Genomic DNA, 20,573 nt, shown 5'->3' with positions numbered 1-20,573 from the left:
ACAAAGGATTATAAATGGCTGGTTATTTTTCAGTTTTATTGGTGCTATTAACCTTAGGCTCAGGCTTAATATGGTTAATAGATCACTTAATGTATGCACCTAAAAGACAGGAGCGCTTAGCGATAGCGCAAACGTCTGCTGGAGCTCCGTTAGATGAAGAAACTGCGGCATTAATTGCACCAGAACCAGTACTAACAGAAACAGCAAAGTCGATTTTCCCGATGATTGCAGCAATTACTATTTTTAGATCATTTATTTTTGAACCGTTTCAAATTCCATCTGGTTCAATGATGCCTACACTGTTAGTGGGTGACTTTATTTTAGTACAAAAGTATTCATATGGAATAAAAGACCCAGTTTGGCGCACTCAGTTAGTTGATGTCGGTGAGCCTGAACGTGGTGATATTGTTGTTTTTAAATACCCTTTAGATGAAAGTGTTGACTATATTAAACGTACGATTGGTTTACCTGGCGATAAAATTGTTTATCGTGATAAACGTTTATATATTCAGCCAAACTGTAAAGAAGGCGAAACCCAACAGGGTGAGCTTTTATGTAATGAATTCAATAAAATTGATTTTAAACTAATTAATGATAACGAATTTAAACAAGGCCCAATGCCTCTAGCTCGTGTGAATGAAAATTTAACAACAGTTACGCATGATATATTAATCAACCCACAAGCGCCTGAAAGAAAAGGGCGTTACTATCAGCAACCGGGCACGCCTTCTGATGAATGGACTGTTCCTGCTGATCATTATTTTATGATGGGTGATAACCGCGACAACAGCCAAGATGGTCGCTTTTGGGGCTTTGTACCAAAAGAAAACTTGGTGGGTAAAGCTGTCTTTATATGGATGAGTTTTGAATTTGAGAATGGCCCTGATGATATTTTACCAGGATGGGTTCCAACTGGTGTTCGCTTTGAACGCCTAGGTAATATTCAGTAACGATGAAAAAAAATGTAACAGAATTATATAAAAAAATTGGCTATGAATTCGCTGATCAAGGTTTACTTGAACAAGCAATGACGCACCGCAGCCACAAAGGTCAACATAATGAGCGACTAGAATTTTTAGGCGACTCGATTTTAAGCTTTGTGATTGCCAATGCACTTTATGCCAAATTTCCTAAAGCGCGTGAAGGCGATTTAAGCCGCATGCGTTCAACACTTGTGCGTGGTCAAACACTTGCTGAGTTTGGTCTTGAATTTGGTCTAGGCGATTATTTACGCTTAGGGCCGGGCGAGCTTAAAAGTGGCGGTTTTCGTCGCGAGTCAACGCTTGCTGATGCAGTAGAAGCTATTATAGGCGCTGCATTTTTAGATTCAGGTATCGACAGTTGTGGCGATCTTATATTGGCGTGGTACCAATCACGTTTGGATGCTATTTCACCAGGGCTTAACCAGAAAGATCCTAAAACCCTGCTGCAAGAGTATTTACAAGCCCGTAAATTATCGTTACCGGGCTACACAGTAGTTGATACACAAGGCCAAGCACACAATCAAACATTCACGGTTGAATGTATTGTTGATGGAATGGATAGCATAATTTCTGTTGGTAGCTCGCGCCGTAAGGCCGAACAAAAAGCTGCCGAAAAAGCATTGAAGATACTTAAAAATGAACCTTGATACCTTAATACAGCCTCATGAACGTGATGTAGATACATTTTGTGGAATGGTGGCGATTGTCGGTCGACCAAACGTAGGTAAATCGACTTTGCTTAATGAAATCATTGAGCAAAAAGTGAGTATTACCTCACGTAAACCACAAACTACACGTCATCGTATTATGGGTATTCATACCGTAGATAAACACCAAGCGGTATACATAGATACACCGGGTCTACACGTTGAAGAAAAGCGTGCTATTAACCGTCTAATGAATCGAGCAGCGTCTAGTTCTATCGGCGATGTAGAGCTTATTATTTTTGTCGTTGAAGGCACTCATTGGAATGCAGATGACGATATGGTACTTAATAAAGTATCGCAAAGTGGTAAGCCTGTATTATTGGTTATTAATAAAATTGACCAAGTTAAAGACCGTGATCTTGTATTGCCTCATATGAAATGGTTAAGTGACAAGTTTGATTTTGTTGGAATTATGCCAGTATCAGCAACGCAAGGTAAAAACGTTGATTTAATCAAAGCAGAAGTAACTAAACGCTTACCTCCTTGCGAATTTTACTTTCCTGAAGATTATGTAACTGACCGTTCGATGCGCTTTATGGCAGCTGAAGTTATTCGTGAAAAGCTAATGCGTTTTATGGGTGAAGAACTACCGTATTCTGTGACTGTTGAAATTGAGCAGTTTAAATGGCAAGACAACGGTATTTGGCACATCAATGGGTTGATTCTTGTTGAGCGCGAAACACAAAAACGCATGGTTATTGGTAATAAAGGCGAAAAGCTAAAAACCATTGGCCGTGAAGCCCGTAAAGACATAGAAGAAATGCTTGATAACAAAGTATTTTTAGAGCTTTGGGTTAAAGTTAAGTCGGGTTGGGCTGATGATGAACGTGCACTAAGAAGCTTAGGTTACAGTGAAGACTAAACCAAGCAGTAGCTTAGTGAATGGATAGCGACTTCTACACCGCGTATTTATTACATCGGCGTCCTTATAGTGACTCCCAGGTAATGTTAGATATGCTTGTAGAAGGCGTTGGTCAGTTAAGAATGCTGGCCCGAATTAGTGGTCGCCAGGCCACTAAACATAAAGCACAACTTCAGCCGTTCCAGGCACTCCTTGTTAATTACAGTGGCAAGTACGATTTAAAATATATCAATAAGTTTGAACTGCATGGTAACCCGCACTTTTTAAAAGGTGATGAGCTTTATTGTGGTTTTTATTTGAATGAGCTAACTAATCGCATCGTTCCTGTTAATGAGCCAATTGAACAAGTATTTGAGCTATATAAATCCCACCTAGGAAACCTAAACAGCGGAGCCAATTTACAAGAAGTGCTTCGCTCGTACGAATTTCAATTATTGGAATTACTCGGTTATGGCGTGGATTTTAGTTTTGATGCCAGTGGTGAACCAATAGATGAAAAGCAGACGTATAGTTATTTCCCCGAACTTGGTTTTTTAATACAAGAAGATACGCGTTCTGGATTTAGTGGCAAACAACTCAACGCCATAGCAAATCATGACTTTAGCCAAAGTGATGTGCTATATATGGCAAAGCAATTAAGTCGCTATTTATTAAAACCCTTATTAGGTAGTAAACCATTAAAAAGCCGTGAGCTATTTATGGCCTCTCAATAAACGTAATTTTACAGGTAAGAAAATGAAAGATATTCTTTTGGGTGTAAACGTAGATCATATTGCAACACTTCGTCAAGCGCGTGGAACAAGTTACCCAGATCCAGCCCATGCAGCCAGTGTAGCAGAGCATGCAGGCGCAGACGGTATTACGATTCACTTACGTGAAGACAGACGCCATATTCAAGATCGCGACGTTTATGTGATGGCTAAAACTATCCAAACTCGCATGAATCTTGAAACCGCTGTTACCGATGAAATGATACAAATAGCGCTTGAAGTAAAACCCGAGTACGTGTGTTTAGTACCTGAAAAGCGCGAAGAGTTAACCACCGAGGGCGGCTTAGATGTAGCGGGTAATATAGATAAAATTAAAGCCGCAACAAAAACGCTTACCGACGCGGGTATTAAAGTATCGCTATTTATTGATGCAGATAAAGCACAACTAGATGCAGCCAAAGAATGTGGTGCTCCTTATGTAGAAATACACACAGGCGCGTATGCTGATGCAACAAATGATACTGATTTACACAAAGAGTTAGAGCATATTCGTGAAGGTGTTAAATACGCAGCAAGCTTAGGTTTGATTGTTAACGCTGGCCATGGTCTTCATTACCATAACGTTAAACCTATTGCCGCGATGCCTGAGATTTATGAGCTAAATATTGGCCACGCTATTATTGCTCGTGCAGCGATAGATGGACTCGATAAAGCCGTACGCGATATGAAACGATTAATGATTGAAGCAAGAATGTAATACGATTCTACATAAGTATTTAAAAAGCTTAATTAAAAAAACGCGGTTAATGCCGCGTTTTTTTGTATCTAAAATTCAAAGCTTATCTTTGTAACTCAGTTACGCTTGCATCAGCAAGTAAGTTTTCAAGCTCGTCCTGTAGCTCAAATAATTCAGGTTCAATATTCTCTAACAAGCATTTATTTTTAAGTGATGTTTCAATTGTTTCTGCGAGTGATTTAAGTTTTGGTACACCAGTGTAGCAACATGCACCATGAAACTTGTGGACAATACTTAAGACTTGCTGACAATCATTACTCTCTATCGCTTTAGCAAGCAATTTAAGAGTTTCAGGGACGCTTAGAAGTAGCATATTAAGCATCTCTAGCGCTAACTCGCTCTTTCCTCCAGCACGCTGCAGGGCTTGTGCCCAATCAATTCGACTACTTTGAAATGGAGCCGGGCTTTGTGGTGTATCTGTTTTAGCTTTATCGCGATTAACCGGGGTCTGTGGACTATGGTCGCTAATAATTTGTTTAAGCATATCTTCATCAATAGGCTTAGTTAAATAGCCTTTAAAGCCATCTTTTAGTAGTTGCTCTTTTTCGCTTTGAAGGGCGTGTGCCGTTACAGCGATAATGGGTGTATCTTCATTAAGTGATGATTCTTGTATAAGCTTGCATGCGGTTATACCGTCCATAATTGGCATCTGAATATCCATAAAAATTATGTCGTATTTATGACTTTTACTTAAGCTGTATGCTTGTGAACCATTATGTGCCGTTTCTATTACTTCAATCTGTTCACTTAATAAAGTATGGAGAAGTTTTAAGTTGGCATCGTTATCATCAACAACTAATACTTTTAACGGCAGCAAAGCTTGATCGTTTTGTTCAATATTATGAGTAGGGTGGTCAAGCCTGTAAGGTGCAGCAAGTACTTCACATAACTTACGGTGATTAAGTGGTTTACTTAAACACGCATCAGCACCGCTGCCTATAAAGGCTTCTCGCATATTGTGCGATACAGTATTAAGCATTAAATATAAGTAATCAGTAGATTCACGCACGGCTTTCACATAGCTTTTTAGTTGCTGCATATCATCAACTGATGCCATATGGCCAATTAAGCAAACATCATATTTATGTTCAGTATTTTTTATAGCGTCTAAAAAGCTAGTCTCGTTAAAACATGCCGTTACGCTTGATTCCCATTGAGTCAATAACGAAAGTACAGCGTGATGTGTATGCTCGTGTGGCTCTAAATACAAAATACGCTTACCAATGAGCGATTTAGTCGGTAAGTCGTTAGTAAATACATGATTGGGCAAACTAAACACACTATTGAATGTAAAACAGGTACCGTTACCTGGTGCAGAGTTTAATGTTATGCGGCCATTCATCGCTTCAACAATATGCTTAGTAATAATGAGGCCAAGACCTGTACCACCAAACTTACGTGTAATGCTTGAGTCTGCTTGCCCAAATGGAGTAAATAAAGAGTCTTGCTTATCCATAGGTATACCCACGCCAGTATCTGTTACTGACACAAGTAAAGAGGTGCGTTCGTCGTCGAGTAACCGATGGCTTATGTCGACCTTAATGGAGCCTTTTTCAGTAAATTTAATCGCATTACTTAATAGGTTTATCAGCACTTGTTTAAAGCGAGTGGGATCGCCCGTTAAGTCATCTGGTACTTGTTGGTTAATGTAAATGGATAGCTCTAATTGCTTATCGTGTGCGCTAGGAGCGAGTAGCGTCATCACTTCATTTACAGCATCACGAAGTTGAAACTGAATCGACTCAAGTTCCATTGCACCCGCTTCTAGTTTGGAGAAATCTAGAATGTCGCTAATAATAGTCATTAAACTATTTGCTGATAGCATAATAGTGTCGAGATAATCTTTTTGATGCTTGTTTAGTGGTGTTTTATAAAGCTGGCGTGTAAATCCAATAACACCATTTAACGGAGTACGAAGTTCGTGACTCATTTTAGCTAAAAAGTCTGATTTTACGCGGTTAGCATCTTGAGCTTCTTTTTTTGCAAACGAGAGTTCTATATTTGAAGTTTCGTATTGCTCTAGTGTTTCACGGTAGTCGCTAGTTGCTTGATCAATATTTTTTTGCATTTCATCTTTTTGCATCACCATAGTGTGAGCAATGGTATTTAAGCCTTCTCGCAATAGCTCAAATTCACCTATCATGTTGTCGTTAAGGCCAGTACTTCTTTTACCTTCGACTAACTTGTCGGTTGCAAGTACTAACTTATTAAGCGGCGTCATAAACATGCGGCTTAACCTTAAAGCTAAAATTGCTGCAAACACCAATGATAAAATAATTACAATACCGCTAATTAATAAAGCACGTTGCTGCCCTATAACCGCTTGGTCTTTGTTTAGCTGTATAATAACGGTGCCCAAAGATGACTGAAAAGCAGATGGGTCCCATTTAGAGTCGTGACTTGTATGGTTAATAATGGGCGTGAAGAATGTAACAAGCTCATCTGACTTTTGCACGTGGGTCGTTTTTAAATTTATGAGCGTCTTTTGATTAATTAACTTTTCAAATGAGCGGTGATAATTACTCGTCATTAATAGCGCATTATTTTTATCAAAAATTGCAATCGACTTAATTGTAGGGGAGTGCTTGTTATGTGTGTAGCTTATAAGGCGATTCAATAGCTGTTTGTTTTTTTCGAGCATGGGTTGCTCAAGCGCAATAGCAAGGGGCTCAGAAATAGTAGTACCTTGCTGATATAAAATTTCATCAAGCTCAATGTAACGATTTATTGTAAAATAGCCACCAAGTAGTAATCCTATGATCACCGTTGGGATCAGGGTCAGTGTTAAAACAGAATCGCGTAAGCCTAATTTGGTCATAATGGGAGCGTTTTATCGTTATTAGTATGATTTGAGTATATACGGTTCAACACGCATTCTAAAGCATCTAAATATAGGTGCTTCATAAATAAACTGAAGGTAATGCCTAATGGCGCAAATTTTTAAAGCGAAAAAAAAACCGCTTAAGCAACAAACATTAGAATTAAATATAACGGGAATGGATCATCAAGGGCGTGGCATTGCTAAGCATAATAATAAAGTATGCTTTGTAAGCGGTGCATTACCAAATGAAACAGTTAAAGCAATGCTCGTCGAAGATAAAGCTAAATACAGCAGTGCAAAAGTAATTAAAGTTATTAAAGCGAGTGAATCAAGAGTAGACGCTTTTTGTGAGCACTATAATCAGTGTGGTGGCTGCCAATTACAGCATTTAGAAGTAAGCCAACAAGTTGTAGAAAAACAAACTGCAGTTACTCAGCTATTTAGTAAGTTTGCTAAATTAAACAGCTTAAACTGGCAAGCTCCATTATTAAGTAAGTCTGTGCATTACAGGCGCAGCGCTCGCATAGCCGTTATGTTTGATAAAGCAGCAAAAAAAATGCGTGTGGGTTACAGAGCCAGTGGTTCAAAAAATATTGTCAGTATTAATAAATGTACAGTACTTGATGAAGTATTTGCAGATGTTTTTACACTTTTTGATGGTTTAATTAATCAACACAAAGCGCTGCACAGTATAAGCCATTTACAGTTATGCCAAAGTGATGAGAAAAACTTTGTTGTTATTCGTCACACTAAAGCAATTAACGATGATACAAAGGCTTTGGTTGAGCACATAACAAAAAGCCAACAGTTTGAAGTTGTATGGCAAAGCGAGAGCGATGTAATTGAGCATTCACACTTAGCCATGCCGTTTTATTATCTTAAAGAGTTTGATCTAAAATTTGAATTTGGTTTAGGTAATTTTATTCAGGTAAATGCGCAAGTTAACGAAGCTATGTTAAAGCAAGCCGCAAATTGGCTTGATTTAAAAGGTGATGAAAATTTATTGGATTTATTTTGTGGCATTGGTAATTTCTCATTAGTGTTGGCAAAACAAGCAAAATCTGTAATTGGCGTAGAAGGTGTGACTTCAGCGGTTGCAATGGCTGCTCAAAATGCGCAAACTAACTCTATTACCAATGCGCAGTTTCATTGCTTTGATTTAACGCAAAGCATACAGAGCGCCCCATGGTTTAGTAAAAACTTACATGTGCTTGTACTCGATCCTTCTAGGACTGGTGCAATGGCTGTATTAGAGCAATTATCTTTAAAGCAGTTTAAAACTATTTTATATGTCTCTTGTGACCCTGTTACTTTAGCCCGTGACAGCGCAATTATTTCACAAGCTGGCTTTGATCTTAATAAAATTGGGCTAATGAATATGTTTCCTCATACAGGGCATATTGAAACTATGGCGTTATTTCAACGGAGGTAGAACGCATTATGGTAGCTACACGACAATCACATCAACAAGATGAGACAACAGATTTTAGCACTCGGCTTTCATTTCTTGCCTTGTCTGAAGAAAAAACAGAGCTACTTACTAAAGCGCAAGCGCTCTGCGTAAAATGTGATAATGAAAGCAGGCAAACTACTGCAATCGAAATGGTTGAAATTTTAGCTGAGCTAAATCTCGACCCCGAATCGTTAGCTACTGCGTATTTAACCCCGTATTTTTTAAACGATTTAATATCACTTGAAACCATAGAAGAGCAGCTTGGTAGTAATATAGCCATGCTGTTAACTGGGGTTGCACAAATGGCCACTATTAGTACTTTATCGCATCAAGGTAAAGGAACTATGCAAGTTGATAATATTCGAAAAATGTTATTAACCATGGTTGAAGATGTGCGCGCCGTGGTCATTAAGCTTGCCGAGCAGGTATGTCATTTACGTAATGTAAAAAATGCGGATGAAGAAGACCGCGTCATTGCCGCTAAAGAAACGGCTGATATTTTTGCACCATTGGCAAACAGATTAGGAATAGGGCAATTAAAGTGGGAACTGGAAGATTTATCGTTTAGATATTTGCACCCAGGCACCTATAAAAGCATAGCCAAACAACTTGACGACAAACGTCTTACGCGCGAAGCCTATATGGAAGATATGGTTGAGCAAGTAAAAAACCGTTTAAGTGAAGCGGGCATAGAGGCCCAAGTTTATGGCCGCCCCAAGCACATTTACAGCATTTATAAAAAAATGCAGCAAAAAAACTACGAGTTTGATCAGCTTTTTGATATTCGTGCAATGCGTATCGTTGTTGAACGCCTACAAGATTGTTATGGAGCGCTGGGTATTGTGCACACCAATTGGCGTCATCTTAATAAAGAGTTTGACGACTATGTAGCAACCCCAAAACAAAACGGCTATCAGTCAATCCATACCGTAGTATTTGGGCCTGAAGGTAAAACAGTAGAAATACAAATTCGTACCAGCGATATGCATCAAGATGCTGAGTTGGGTGTGGCTGCACACTGGATGTACAAAGAAGGTGCATTACCGGGACGCGGCTCGGGTTATGAGCAAAAAATTAGCTGGTTGCGTAAGTTACTTCAATGGCAAGAAGAAGTAGTCGATGGTGGTGATTTAGCTGAAGAGCTTAAAAACCAAGTAGTAGAAGATCGCGTATACATATTTACCCCAAGCGGCGATATTATTGATTTACCACTTGGCGCTACACCGCTTGATTTTGCTTACTACATTCACTCAAATGTGGGGCATCGTTGTATTGGTGCAAAAATATTCGGCAAAATAGTGCCGTTCACGCATCAACTTACAACTGGGGATCAGGTAGAAATACTGACCCAAAAACAACCAAATCCAAGTCGTGATTGGTTAAACCCATCATTAGGGTATATTAAGTCATCGCGTGCTAGAGCTAAAATTCATCACTGGTTTAAACAGCTCGACCGCGACAAAAACTTAAGTGCGGGGAAAGAAATTCTCGACAGTGAATTACAAAAGCTTAATTTAACATACAAAGATTTAGAGCCAGCCATCAAGCGTTTTAACTTTAAAGAACTTGATGACTTAATGGTTGCAATTGGTGCGGGCGATGTACGCCTCAATCAAATGCTTAACTTTGTAAGTGATCGGACAGAAGATGAACCGGTTATTCGTATTAAAGCGCCTAGCAAAGTAACCGGTGACAAAAACGGCATAGTGGTTGATGGCGTTGGTAGCTTAATGAGCCATGTAGCCAAATGCTGTCGTCCTGTCCCTGGCGATGAGATAATAGGTTATATAACGCAAGGTCGAGGAATAGGTGTTCATAAGGAAGACTGTGATTCGTTTAATAACTTAAAAAATCAGCATCCAGAGCGTGTTATTTCGGTAAGTTGGTCTGATGATATCAACGGCTCGTACGCACTAAGTATTAAAATAGAAGCAACCGATCGTTCAGGCCTAATACGCGATATAAGCTCAGTACTTGCTAACGAAAAAGTAAATGTTTTAAATATGAACGTAAATACGGTTGAAGATAATCAGTTAGCTATATTTACGATGCAAATAGAAGTACATGACTTATCGGGTACTAACCGTGTTCTTTCTAAGTTACACCAAATTGAAGGTGTACACGATGCCAAGCGTGGTCATTAATCATGAATGATAATGCAGCGCTTACACAACTTCTTAGCATAATGAAAACACTGCGAGATCCCAAGGGCGGTTGCCCGTGGGATCTCAAACAAGATTTTAAATCTATTGTGCCGCATACACTAGAAGAAGCATACGAAGTTGCCGACTGTATTGAGTCAGGCAACTTAGATGAGCATAAAGGTGAATTGGGTGATTTGTTATTTCAAATTATTTTTTATGCGCAGCTTGCACAAGAGCAAAATCTATTTGATTTTAATGATGTAGTGGAGCAATTAAACGATAAGCTTACACGTCGTCACCCGCATGTATTTGGCGATAAAAAAGAGCTAACAGATAAGCAGCTATCGCACCAGTGGCAAACAATCAAAGCACAAGAGCGCAGTGCTAAAGCGCAAACAGAATCACCTTCTTTTTGGCAAGATATTCCTGCCAATATGCCAAGCTTAAGTAAAGCCAAAAAAATTCAACAACGGGTTGCCGCACTTGGTTTCGATTGGCCAACGTATCATGGTGCACTTGATAAAGTGAGCGAAGAAGTGCTTGAAGTAAAAGAAGCGATTGAGCAAGACCCGTTATCTGATCATACAGCGGAAGAGCTCGGCGACTTACTTTTTGCCACTGTTAATGTTGTACGCCATGTTAAACGAGATCCCGAACAACTGCTTCGTAGCGCTAATGATAAGTTTTCAGCGCGTTTTGAAAAGGTAAACGCCTATTTGCATGCGCAAGGTAAAAGCTTAGATACAGCCACCTTTGAAGAAATGGACAGCGCATGGGATGCGATTAAAAAAGTAAAATAGGCTTAATGTTAAATAGTGCACATTTTTTGTGCGCGCATTAGCTAATTTTAGCTGGATTGATAAGCAGTGTTTTGGTACAATTTCGCCCCGTCTTGATGATATACCCTTAGGCTCTTCTTTGGGTGTTATATTCCTTTTAATTCCTGATATTCTAGGGTTCGCATGAGTACAAAATTTATCTTCGTTACTGGCGGAGTTGTTTCTTCGTTGGGTAAAGGTATTGCCGCAGCTTCACTGGCCGCTATTTTAGAAGCCCGTGGTTTAAATGTTACCATTTTAAAGCTGGATCCTTACATCAACGTTGACCCAGGCACAATGAGCCCAATTCAACACGGTGAAGTTTACGTTACAGAAGACGGCGCAGAAACTGACCTTGATTTAGGTCACTACGAGCGTTTTATTCGTACCAAAATGACTAGTCGTAATAACTTCACACAAGGCCGTGTATATGAAGACGTATTACGTCGTGAGCGCCGTGGTGAATACTTAGGCGCTACTATTCAGGTTATTCCACATATCACTAACGATATTAAGCAACGTGTATACGACGGTGCTGAAGGTTATGATATTGCTATTGTAGAAATTGGCGGCACTGTAGGTGATATAGAATCACAACCGTTTATTGAAGCAATTCGTCAGATGGGAACTGAAATTGGCCGCGAACGCGCGCTATTTATTCACTTAACGTTAGTGCCATTTTTAGGCCCTGCAGGTGAAGTTAAAACAAAACCAACTCAGCACTCTGTTAAAGAGTTACGCTCAGTAGGTATTCAGCCAGATATTCTTATTTGTCGTTCAGACCGTAAACTACCTAATAATGAGCGTGCAAAAATCTCATTATTCACAAACGTAGAAGAAAAAGCGGTTATTTCATTACCTGACGTAGACAGCATTTATAAAATTCCAGCGCTATTAAAAACGCAAGAATTAGATAACTTCGTATGTCGTCGTTTTCACTTAGATCCACCAGAAGCTGATTTAGCTGAGTGGGAACAAGTACTTTATCAAGAGTCTAACCCAACGGGTGAAGTGACAATTGGTATGGTTGGTAAATACACTGAATTACCAGATGCGTACAAATCGGTTAATGAAGCATTAAAGCATGCGGGCCTTAAAAACCGTTTAACAATTAATATTCAATACGTAGATTCACAAGATTTAGAAAACAAAGGTGTTGAATTACTTTCACACTTAGATGCTATTTTAGTACCAGGTGGATTTGGCGGACGTGGTGTTGAGGGTAAAATCTTAGCGGCTAAATACGCACGTGAAAATAAAGTACCATACCTAGGTATTTGTTTAGGTATGCAAGTAGCATTAATTGAATATGCACGTAATGTTGCAGGCTTAACGGATGCAAACTCTACAGAGTTTAATGCAAATTCAGAAGCGCCAGTAGTTGGCTTAATTACTGAATGGCTAGATGCTGAAGGTAATGTTGAAACACGTAGCGAAAAATCTGATTTAGGTGGCACTATGCGTTTAGGCGCACAAAAATGTCATTTAACACCAGGTTCTAAAGTACGCGAAGTATATGGCAGCGACGAAATTGTTGAACGTCATCGTCATCGCTACGAAGTAAATAATAACTTTGTAGAAATACTTGAAAAAGCAGGCTTAAGCTTTACTGGTTTATCAGAAGATAAAAAACTGGTAGAAATTATCGAAAATAAAGATCACCCATGGTTTATTGCCGCGCAGTTCCACCCGGAATTCACGTCAACTCCACGTGATGGTCATCCGTTGTTTGAAGGGTTTGTAGCAGCCGCGCATATCCACCAAAAAGCGAATTCGTAATTTTAAAAGCCGTGCATATTGCACGGCTTTTTTGTTTTAAGGGCTGACTAAGCTATATAAAACGTAGTAAAGTTAGCTGAACTCACCATTTTGGGAATATAGAGGAATCAAGATGTCAGAAATCGTAAAAGTAATCGGTCGCGAAATTATGGACTCGCGTGGTAACCCAACTGTTGAAGCAGACGTACATTTAGCAGATGGCTCTTGGGGTCGTGCAGCAGCACCTTCAGGCGCATCTACTGGTACTCGTGAAGCATTAGAGTTACGCGACGGTGATAAATCACGTTACTTAGGTAAAGGTGTATTAAAAGCAGTTGGTTATATCAATAACGAAATTGCTGATGCTTTAAAAGGCCAAAGTGCATTAGATCAAAGCGCTGTAGATAAAGTGATGCTAGATTTAGACGGTACCGAAAATAAAGAAAAATTAGGTGCAAACGCAATCTTAGCTGTATCACTAGCAACCGCGAAAGCAGCTGCACAGTCTAAAAAAGTTGAGCTTTATGAACATATCGCTGACTTAAACGGCACGCCAGGTGTTTACTCTATGCCACTTCCAATGATGAACATCATCAATGGTGGTGAGCATGCAGATAACTCTGTAGATATTCAAGAATTCATGATCCAACCTGTTGGCGCTAAAAACTTCCGCGAAGGCCTACGCATGGGTGCTGAAGTATTCCATAGCCTTGCTAAAGTACTTAAAGCTGATGGTCATTCAACAGCGGTTGGCGATGAAGGTGGTTTTGCACCAAACCTTGCATCTAACGAAGCGGCTCTTGCTGCAATTAAAGTAGCTGTAGCAAACGCAGGTTACGAGCTAGGTAAAGATATTACTTTAGCGATGGATTGTGCTGCATCTGAGTTCTACGACAAAGAAGCAAACATCTACGACCTTAAGGGTGAAGGCAAAAAATTCACTTCTGAAGAATTTAACTTCTTCTTACAAGATCTTACTAATCAGTACCCAATCGTTTCTATTGAAGATGGTCTTGATGAGTCTGATTGGGATGGCTTTGCACATCAAACTAAACTAATGGGTGATAAAATCCAATTAGTAGGTGATGATTTATTTGTAACAAATACTAAGATTTTAAAACGTGGTATCGACAACGGTATTGCTAACTCAATCTTAATTAAGTTTAACCAAATCGGTTCTTTAACTGAAACTTTAGCTGCAATCAAAATGGCTAAAGATGCTGGTTTTACTGTTGTTATTTCTCACCGTTCTGGTGAAACTGAAGATTCAACAATTGCTGATTTAGCGGTTGGTACTGCTGCAGGTCAAATTAAAACAGGTTCATTGAGCCGTTCTGACCGTGTTGCAAAGTACAATCAATTACTACGTATTGAAGAGCAATTAGGTGATAAAGCACCGTACAACGGTCTTAAAGAAGTTAAAGGTCAGTAATTCTATTTTATATAGAATCTAATTTTTAATTTTAGATGATAAAATCCTCGCATAAGCGGGGATTTTTTATGCCTGATACTTTTTCAAAGATATGAGAATAAGTTGTAGGGTTAAGCTTGCTGGCGCGCGCACAGAGCGAAAGAGGGTGGCGGCAATAATATTAAAGGTTACTTAAGTTTTAATATTTTATAACACAGTTAAAGCTGAAACTGCTGCTTTAAAATATCACCTGTAAAACTGGTTTTTAAGTAAAAGCCACGGGGTAGGGTTTTAATTATTTGCCCATTTGGACCAATAGCATCAGTCACTATTTTGCTATGAGCTGCTTTAGGGCGTATTTGCATCGCATCGCCTAAATGGCCTGATATTTCGTCGACTCTACCTAGCGCAATTAGCTCCATTTGCTCTTCCCAGTCGCGCTGTAATAAAGCGTCCTGTTCAGGTGAGGGTTGCCACAAAAAGCCGCTGCCAATGGTTCTATCAAACGGGGCAATATCACGTTCGCTTAAAATTGGCAGCCATAAAACATGATTTAGTTTTTTACGTACAGAGCTGGTATGCCACGTCATTCCTGTAACGTTCATTAAGGGTGTAACCGATACAAAGGTCGTTTCTAGTGGCCTACCTTTATAGGAAATAGGGAGTGTTTTTAGCTCAATTCCTAAATCTTCAAAATCAGGAAGTGGTTTTGAGCCCGCAGTAGCACCTAGTACATATTCAATTAACTGACCAGTCCAACCTTTTTCGCGCAGTAAATCATCTGGCGTTTTAAAATTATACTTGTTAGCAAGCTGCCCTAGAGTTAATCCGGCAATATTATTAACGCGTTGCATTAAATCGTTTATTGAGTGTGGTTTTGTAGGTCGCATGTCATGCCAATTTTATTAAAATATGAATATTATAGAGGTTTAACAACTCACTAACTACGTTGAAATTACTTATGCGGAGAAACTGCATATGATAGTTTTTTGTTATTGAGCTACTTTTTATTGCGATTATAAATATCAATTCAACGTAATTAGTATTCTTAATTTCGGTTGTATAAATATCATAGCCATGATAGCAAATAGGCTAAGCCGTGGATATCACTAGAGCTGTATGTTTTTTGCTCACTTGTTGTTTGAGTTAATTTTGAACATATCGAAATTAAGCTGCTTTACTTTAAGTTACTGACTCAGTTGGTTTTTTTAATGTTGTACATTCAGTTTTGATTAAGCAATTTAAAAGTTGTAAGGATAAATACAACTATATGAACATGTTTATCCACAGAATCTGTGGAGAAGCCAAGTTTTTAGATCTAATATTGTGGATTTGTTTGCAAAATGAGCGTGTTTTACAAAAGTTATGCACAAACTGTGAGTAACTAGAGGAAAACAAGAACCGCAATAGCCTTGTTAAGTTATTTTCCAAATATTTACCCACTCTCCATAATTTATCAATGTACTAAAAGCTCAAACTTAGCTTACTAATCGGGTTGGGTATAATAGTATTTGCCGTATTGCGGCTAATGTGGAACAATCATAAAAAATCGACTTACAAATGAGGCACTAAGGTGATTGATGCCGAAGGTTTTCGTGCCAATGTCGGAATTGTGATTTGCAATAATCAGGGACAGGTTTTTTGGGCCAGACGTTATGGTCAACACTCTTGGCAATTTCCCCAAGGTGGTGTTGATGATGGCGAAACTGCAGAACAAACCATGTACCGTGAATTACACGAAGAAGTAGGGTTGCGACCAGAAGATGTAGAAATAGTCGCAAGCTCAAAACATTGGTTACGCTATAAATTACCCAAACGATTAATCCGCCGAGACTCTAGTCCGGTGTGTATTGGGCAAAAACAAAAATGGTTTTTACTAAAGTTACGCTGTAAAGACGAAGATGTAAATTTACTCAAAACCCATCACCCTGAATTTGATGATTGGCGCTGGGTAAGTTATTGGTATCCTGTAAGACAGGTTGTATCGTTTAAACGGGATGTTTATCGACGTGTAATGAAAGAGTTTGCTCCTTTCGCGATGCCTTTTAATAAGAGAGAACAACATAAAGATCATTGGCGAAGCAAAAGGTAGTTAATTTAGAATAAGTAAAGGAGCAGGACATGCTGGCTACACTGAGATCTATTGCGGAGTCTGTATCGCGACAAGCGAATTTAGACAGTGCATTAGTGTGCTTTGTGCAAATGGTTAAAGATGCCATGAAAACCCAGTGCTGCTCCATTTATTTTGCAGATTACAGCCAGGACAATTTTGTACTTATGGCAACCGAAGGGCTAAACCCCGATGCGGTAGGTAAGTTTAGAATTGGTTTTACCGAAGGTTTAGTTGGCCTAGTAGCGCAACGCGAAGAACCTATTAATATTGCATTTGCTAAATCGCATCCTCGTTTTAAGCTCTCCCCCGAAGTAAACGAAGAAGGCTATAACGCTTTTTTATCTGTACCTGTTGTTCATCAAAAAAAAGTACTGGGCGTTATTGTTGTCCAACAAAAAATGGCACGTGTATTTAGCCAAGACGAAGAGTCGTTTTTAATAACGCTTTCTGCCCAACTTGCTTCACAGTTAGCGCATGCTGAAATTAAAGAAATACTACGCCAAGATGAATCATCTCATCAAACATCTGTTTTAAAAGGTGTATCGAGCGCGCCAGGAATAGGTATAGGACAAGCATTTGTTGTATTACCAAAACTTGATTTTAAATCTATTGAGCTTTTAAAAGACAGTGACGTCACTGAGCAGCGTCGTTTGTTTACTCAGGCTGTAGCTGCAACGCGCAAAGAATTTAATACCCTATCGATGACGCTAAGCGATTCTATTCCGCACGAAGCTCTTGCGGTATTTGATGTGTATCAACAATTACTTGATGCTAAAAGCTTAGGTCATAATGTTGAAATGCAATTACAGGAAGGCTGGTGTGCTAAAAGCGCCTTAAAAATTGTAATAGAGCGTTTAATATCTCAATTTAATGCCATGCAAGACCCATATATAAAAGAGCGTGCTGTTGATGTTAAAGACATTGGCCTTCGTGTATTGCATCATCTTGTAAATACCGAGCACGCTGTTAAAAACTATCCACCCAATACAATTTTAATTGCTAACACTTTAACACCCGCCATGCTTGCTGAAGTGCCAAAAGGTCACTTAACTGGCGTTGTTAGTGTAAATGGCTCTGCAAATAGCCATGCGTCTATATTAACGCGTGCGATGGGCATTCCTGCTATTTGGGGTATAGAGGATTTACCCTTACTGCAGTTTAATGGCAAGCCGATGATTTTAGATGCATTTGCTGGGCGTTTATATATATCGCCTTCACAAATGCTGATGGACGAATACACAGAGTTACAGCATCAAGATAACCTACTAAATAACCGCTTTTTAGCAGAGCAAGATTCAGAATCAATTACGCTTGACGGTGAGCATGTTAGCTTATTATTAAACGCAGGCCTTGAGCTTAATACTGAGCAAAGTAGCGCGCATATTTGTGACGGTGTGGGGCTTTATCGAACCGAAGCGTGGTTTATGCAAAAGGGTCAGTTTCCTTCGCAAGCAGAGCAAGAAAACTGGTACCGAGAAGTACTAACTAGCTATCATCCTAATCCTGTGGTTATGCGTACATTGGATATTGGGGGCGATAAGGTACTTGATTACTTTAATATTACCGAAGAAAACCCATTTTTAGGTTGGCGTGGTATTCGTATTAGTCTTGATCATCCAGAGTTATTTTTAGACCAACTAAAAGCGATGCTTAAAGCAAATATTGGTTTGGGTAATTTAAAAATAATGCTCCCTATGATCAGTGGCACTGAAGAAGTTGATGAGTCACTTGCGTTATTTGAGCAGGCTTATTTTGAGTTAAGTGAAAAATACCCAGAGCAAACCATAGAAAGACCTGATATAGGAATAATGCTAGAAGTACCTTCAAGTGTATTTATGCTTCCAGAGTGGTCAAAAAAAGTCGATTTTTGCTCAGTAGGTAGTAACGATTTAACACAGTATTTATTAGCAGTAGACAGGGCTAACGCACGTGTAGCCGAACTTTTTAACCCTTATCACCCTGGTGTACTAAGAGTACTAAATAAAGTGGCGCACGAATGTGAGCAATATGAACTGCCATTTAGTTTGTGTGGTGAACTAGGCGGCGATCCTGAAGGGGCTATTTTACTTATTGCCATGGGTTACAGGCGCCTTAGTATGAACTTATCATCGCTTAATAAAGTAAAGTGGGTACTTAGGCGTTTAAATGTCAGTGACATGGAACAACTACTAAGTGAATGTTTAGCGCAATCGACAGCTAAACAAGTACTACGTTTAACGCGAAGCTTTATGCTAGAGCATAAATTAGGTGATTTGTTTTACACCCCCAAATAATACTGTACACCTAATTAATTTGCATACACAGATGCTATTAGTTTTATAATCCTTTAATATATAAACCTTCAAAGGGTACTTGAGATTACTATGTATGACTTAGGTTTGTTAGTCGCAAGCTGCGCACTACTAGGCTGTATTGTTGGGTTTTTAGCTGGGTTACTAGGCATTGGCGGCGGTTTAATTATCGTTCCAGTACTAAGCACTCTGTTACTCTCATTTAATGTAACGTCGGCTGAACATGTATTAGTAATTGCTATTGCAACCTCACTCGCTTCTATTTTATTTACTTCAACGTCTTCAGCGCTGGCTCATCATAAAAATGATAACGTGCCTTGGGCAATCGCCCCGTGGGTTATGTCGGGTGTGGCTTTAGGCGCACTTATTAGTGGCTTTGCAGCAAGTTTAATCCCTGAACAAATATTACGTACAGTGTTTGCTATAAGTGTTGTATTTATTGCAGCAAGAATGGTGCTCTCCGCGCGTAATAAACCGATGTCAGAAAAACCGTTGCCGGCAGGTCCTATTTTAGGGGGCGTTTCTGCAATAATGGGCGGGTTATCAGGTTTAATAGGGATTGGCGGCGGAGCTTTAATAGTACCGATGCTTAATTATTTTTCGGTTGATATAAAAAAAGCAATTGGCTGCGCAGCCGCATGCGGAATTGTTATCGCATTATTTGGTTCTATTGGTTACATCAGCGCAGGCTGGCAGGTTACCGATTTAGAACATGGTTTTGCTGGGTTTGTTTATTTACCTGCATTATTTGGAATTGTTATTACTTCGTGGTTTGTTGCGCCTATTGGCGCCAAAGCAACTCACTATTTACCTGTTAATACAATTAAGAAAGTTTTCGCGGTGCTGCTTGTAGTTATCGCAATTAAAATGGTTTTTAGCTAAAGGTTTATTTTTTATGGCACTTGAATTCCCTCAAATTGATCCAATTATTTTTTCTGTTGGACCGCTAAGCGTACGTTGGTACGGATTAATGTATTTAATTGGTTTTGCATTTGCAATGTGGTTTGCTAATCGTCAAGCATCAAAACCAAATTCAGGTTGGACTAAAGACCAAGTAAGCGATTTACTGTTTTACGGCATGTTAGGGGTAATATTAGGCGGGCGTATTGGCTACGTATTGTTTTACCAGTTTAGTTACTTTATAGAAAACCCATTATATTTATTTAGAATAGATCAGGGTGGTATGTCGTTTCATGGTGGAACGCTGGGCGTTATAACCGCCGTCGCAATTTTTTCGTGGACGCGTAAAAAGTCACTGCTTCAAGTGGGCGACTTTGTTGCTCCGCTTGTGCCTGTTGGCTTATTAGCAGGGCGTATTGGTAACTTTATAAACGGTGAGTTATGGGGCCGAGTTACCGACGTGCCATGGGCAATGGTATTTCCAACGGGCGGTCCGCTTGCGCGTCACCCATCGCAATTATACGAAGCATTTTTTGAAGGTTTAGTGCTGTTTTTAATCCTACAATGGTTTATTAAAAAACCACGTCCAGCAGGCAGCGTAGCCGGTGTGTTTTTATTAGGTTACGGCGTATTTAGATTCTGTATTGAATATTTCCGCCAACCCGATGCACAACTCGGTTTATTTGCCGACTTTATTTCAATGGGACAAATATTGTCACTTCCTATGATTGTAGGCGGCTTAGGTTTATTAATTTGGGCATATAAGCAACCACAACACGTTAAAACAGCTAAGGCATAATAAAAAC

16 protein-coding genes are annotated in these 20,573 nt (G+C 39.3%); 14 read left to right on the top strand and 2 right to left on the bottom strand.

Translation table 11 applies throughout. The features are described from left to right. Positions 1–14 precede the first annotated feature (14 nt). Genes lepB through pdxJ form a run of 5 tightly spaced genes read left to right on the top strand, consistent with a single transcriptional unit; the run spans position 15 to position 4,019 of the window. A complete protein-coding gene (gene lepB / locus I6F66_RS01080) occupies positions 15–950 on the top strand; it encodes a signal peptidase I (RefSeq protein WP_024589998.1) in 936 nt (311 codons plus the stop codon). Between the two features lie 2 nt (positions 951–952). Then, positions 953–1,630 (top strand): ribonuclease III, encoded by a 678-nt coding sequence (rnc, locus tag I6F66_RS01075; protein ID WP_007581728.1) that lies wholly within the window; start codon positions 953–955, stop codon positions 1,628–1,630. Continuing rightward, positions 1,620–2,552 carry a GTPase Era gene (gene era / locus I6F66_RS01070; protein ID WP_007581730.1) on the top strand — a complete coding sequence of 311 codons (933 nt, stop codon included), beginning with the start codon at positions 1,620–1,622 and terminating at the stop codon, positions 2,550–2,552. The genes rnc and era overlap by 11 nt, the downstream gene beginning before the upstream one ends. A 20-nt stretch (positions 2,553–2,572) precedes the next feature. After that, on the top strand, positions 2,573–3,265 hold the full coding sequence (gene recO, locus I6F66_RS01065) for a DNA repair protein RecO (protein WP_024592970.1): 693 nt from the start codon (positions 2,573–2,575) through the stop codon (positions 3,263–3,265). Between the two features lie 22 nt (positions 3,266–3,287). Continuing rightward, positions 3,288–4,019, top strand: coding sequence for a pyridoxine 5'-phosphate synthase (gene pdxJ / locus I6F66_RS01060; protein ID WP_007581734.1), 732 nt, complete (start codon positions 3,288–3,290; stop codon positions 4,017–4,019). 82 nt (positions 4,020–4,101) lie between these two features. Here pdxJ and barA read toward each other — a convergent pair whose 3' ends face one another. Continuing rightward, positions 4,102–6,876, bottom strand: coding sequence for a two-component sensor histidine kinase BarA (gene barA, locus I6F66_RS01055; protein ID WP_197140007.1), 2,775 nt, complete (start codon positions 6,874–6,876; stop codon positions 4,102–4,104). Between the two features lie 109 nt (positions 6,877–6,985). Between barA and rlmD the strand changes: the two genes are divergently transcribed. The 5 genes from rlmD (at position 6,986) to eno (ending at position 14,484) form a co-directional block, all read left to right on the top strand. Next, positions 6,986–8,311, top strand: coding sequence for a 23S rRNA (uracil(1939)-C(5))-methyltransferase RlmD (gene rlmD, locus I6F66_RS01050; RefSeq protein ID WP_165739867.1), 1,326 nt, complete (start codon positions 6,986–6,988; stop codon positions 8,309–8,311). An 8-nt stretch (positions 8,312–8,319) separates the two neighbouring features. Further along, positions 8,320–10,476 (top strand): GTP diphosphokinase, encoded by a 2,157-nt coding sequence (gene relA, locus I6F66_RS01045; protein ID WP_010553214.1) that lies wholly within the window; start codon positions 8,320–8,322, stop codon positions 10,474–10,476. Between the two features lie 2 nt (positions 10,477–10,478). After that, positions 10,479–11,276 carry a nucleoside triphosphate pyrophosphohydrolase gene (mazG, locus tag I6F66_RS01040; RefSeq protein WP_197208504.1) on the top strand — a complete coding sequence of 266 codons (798 nt, stop codon included), beginning with the start codon at positions 10,479–10,481 and terminating at the stop codon, positions 11,274–11,276. Between the two features lie 162 nt (positions 11,277–11,438). Beyond that, positions 11,439–13,073 carry a CTP synthase gene (locus I6F66_RS01035; RefSeq protein WP_010553216.1) on the top strand — a complete coding sequence of 545 codons (1,635 nt, stop codon included), beginning with the start codon at positions 11,439–11,441 and terminating at the stop codon, positions 13,071–13,073. Between the two features lie 112 nt (positions 13,074–13,185). Then, positions 13,186–14,484 (top strand): phosphopyruvate hydratase, encoded by a 1,299-nt coding sequence (gene eno / locus I6F66_RS01030; protein WP_024589994.1) that lies wholly within the window; start codon positions 13,186–13,188, stop codon positions 14,482–14,484. A 197-nt stretch (positions 14,485–14,681) separates the two neighbouring features. Here the strand turns inward: eno and mutH are convergent, their stop codons facing one another. Next, positions 14,682–15,353, bottom strand: coding sequence for a DNA mismatch repair endonuclease MutH (mutH, locus tag I6F66_RS01025; RefSeq protein ID WP_024589993.1), 672 nt, complete (start codon positions 15,351–15,353; stop codon positions 14,682–14,684). Positions 15,354–16,036: 683 nt separating this feature from the next. On the opposite strand from mutH, the gene rppH reads away from it, so the two are divergent. The 4 genes from rppH (at position 16,037) to lgt (ending at position 20,566) form a co-directional block, all read left to right on the top strand. Beyond that, the gene (gene rppH / locus I6F66_RS01020) at positions 16,037–16,555 is read left to right on the top strand and encodes an RNA pyrophosphohydrolase (protein ID WP_002958704.1); all 519 of its coding nucleotides are present in this window, start codon (positions 16,037–16,039) and stop codon (positions 16,553–16,555) included. A gap of 29 nt (positions 16,556–16,584) precedes the next feature. Continuing rightward, positions 16,585–18,849 carry a phosphoenolpyruvate--protein phosphotransferase gene (gene ptsP / locus I6F66_RS01015; protein ID WP_166420203.1) on the top strand — a complete coding sequence of 755 codons (2,265 nt, stop codon included), beginning with the start codon at positions 16,585–16,587 and terminating at the stop codon, positions 18,847–18,849. 90 nt (positions 18,850–18,939) lie between these two features. After that, on the top strand, positions 18,940–19,749 hold the full coding sequence (locus I6F66_RS01010) for a sulfite exporter TauE/SafE family protein (RefSeq protein WP_197118685.1): 810 nt from the start codon (positions 18,940–18,942) through the stop codon (positions 19,747–19,749). A 13-nt stretch (positions 19,750–19,762) separates the two neighbouring features. Continuing rightward, positions 19,763–20,566 (top strand): prolipoprotein diacylglyceryl transferase, encoded by an 804-nt coding sequence (gene lgt, locus I6F66_RS01005; protein ID WP_007583122.1) that lies wholly within the window; start codon positions 19,763–19,765, stop codon positions 20,564–20,566. Positions 20,567–20,573: the final 7 nt, after the last annotated feature.

This window comes from Pseudoalteromonas sp. NZS100_1 (assembly GCF_015864285.1).
Lineage (GTDB): Bacteria > Pseudomonadota > Gammaproteobacteria > Enterobacterales > Alteromonadaceae > Pseudoalteromonas > Pseudoalteromonas arctica.
Note: the sequence above shows the minus strand (reverse complement) of the source record. Positions and strands in the feature narration are given on the sequence as shown.

Coding starts and splice junctions, on each gene's coding strand:
- lepB (WP_024589998.1), top strand. CDS start 15: ATGGCTGGTTATTTTTCAGTTTTATTGGTGCTATTAACCTTAGGCTCA.
- rnc (WP_007581728.1), top strand. CDS start 953: ATGAAAAAAAATGTAACAGAATTATATAAAAAAATTGGCTATGAATTC.
- era (WP_007581730.1), top strand. CDS start 1,620: ATGAACCTTGATACCTTAATACAGCCTCATGAACGTGATGTAGATACA.
- recO (WP_024592970.1), top strand. CDS start 2,573: ATGGATAGCGACTTCTACACCGCGTATTTATTACATCGGCGTCCTTAT.
- pdxJ (WP_007581734.1), top strand. CDS start 3,288: ATGAAAGATATTCTTTTGGGTGTAAACGTAGATCATATTGCAACACTT.
- barA (WP_197140007.1), bottom strand. CDS start 6,876: ATGACCAAATTAGGCTTACGCGATTCTGTTTTAACACTGACCCTGATC.
- rlmD (WP_165739867.1), top strand. CDS start 6,986: ATGGCGCAAATTTTTAAAGCGAAAAAAAAACCGCTTAAGCAACAAACA.
- relA (WP_010553214.1), top strand. CDS start 8,320: ATGGTAGCTACACGACAATCACATCAACAAGATGAGACAACAGATTTT.
- mazG (WP_197208504.1), top strand. CDS start 10,479: ATGAATGATAATGCAGCGCTTACACAACTTCTTAGCATAATGAAAACA.
- I6F66_RS01035 (WP_010553216.1), top strand. CDS start 11,439: ATGAGTACAAAATTTATCTTCGTTACTGGCGGAGTTGTTTCTTCGTTG.
- eno (WP_024589994.1), top strand. CDS start 13,186: ATGTCAGAAATCGTAAAAGTAATCGGTCGCGAAATTATGGACTCGCGT.
- mutH (WP_024589993.1), bottom strand. CDS start 15,353: ATGCGACCTACAAAACCACACTCAATAAACGATTTAATGCAACGCGTT.
- ptsP (WP_166420203.1), top strand. CDS start 16,585: ATGCTGGCTACACTGAGATCTATTGCGGAGTCTGTATCGCGACAAGCG.
- I6F66_RS01010 (WP_197118685.1), top strand. CDS start 18,940: ATGTATGACTTAGGTTTGTTAGTCGCAAGCTGCGCACTACTAGGCTGT.
- lgt (WP_007583122.1), top strand. CDS start 19,763: ATGGCACTTGAATTCCCTCAAATTGATCCAATTATTTTTTCTGTTGGA.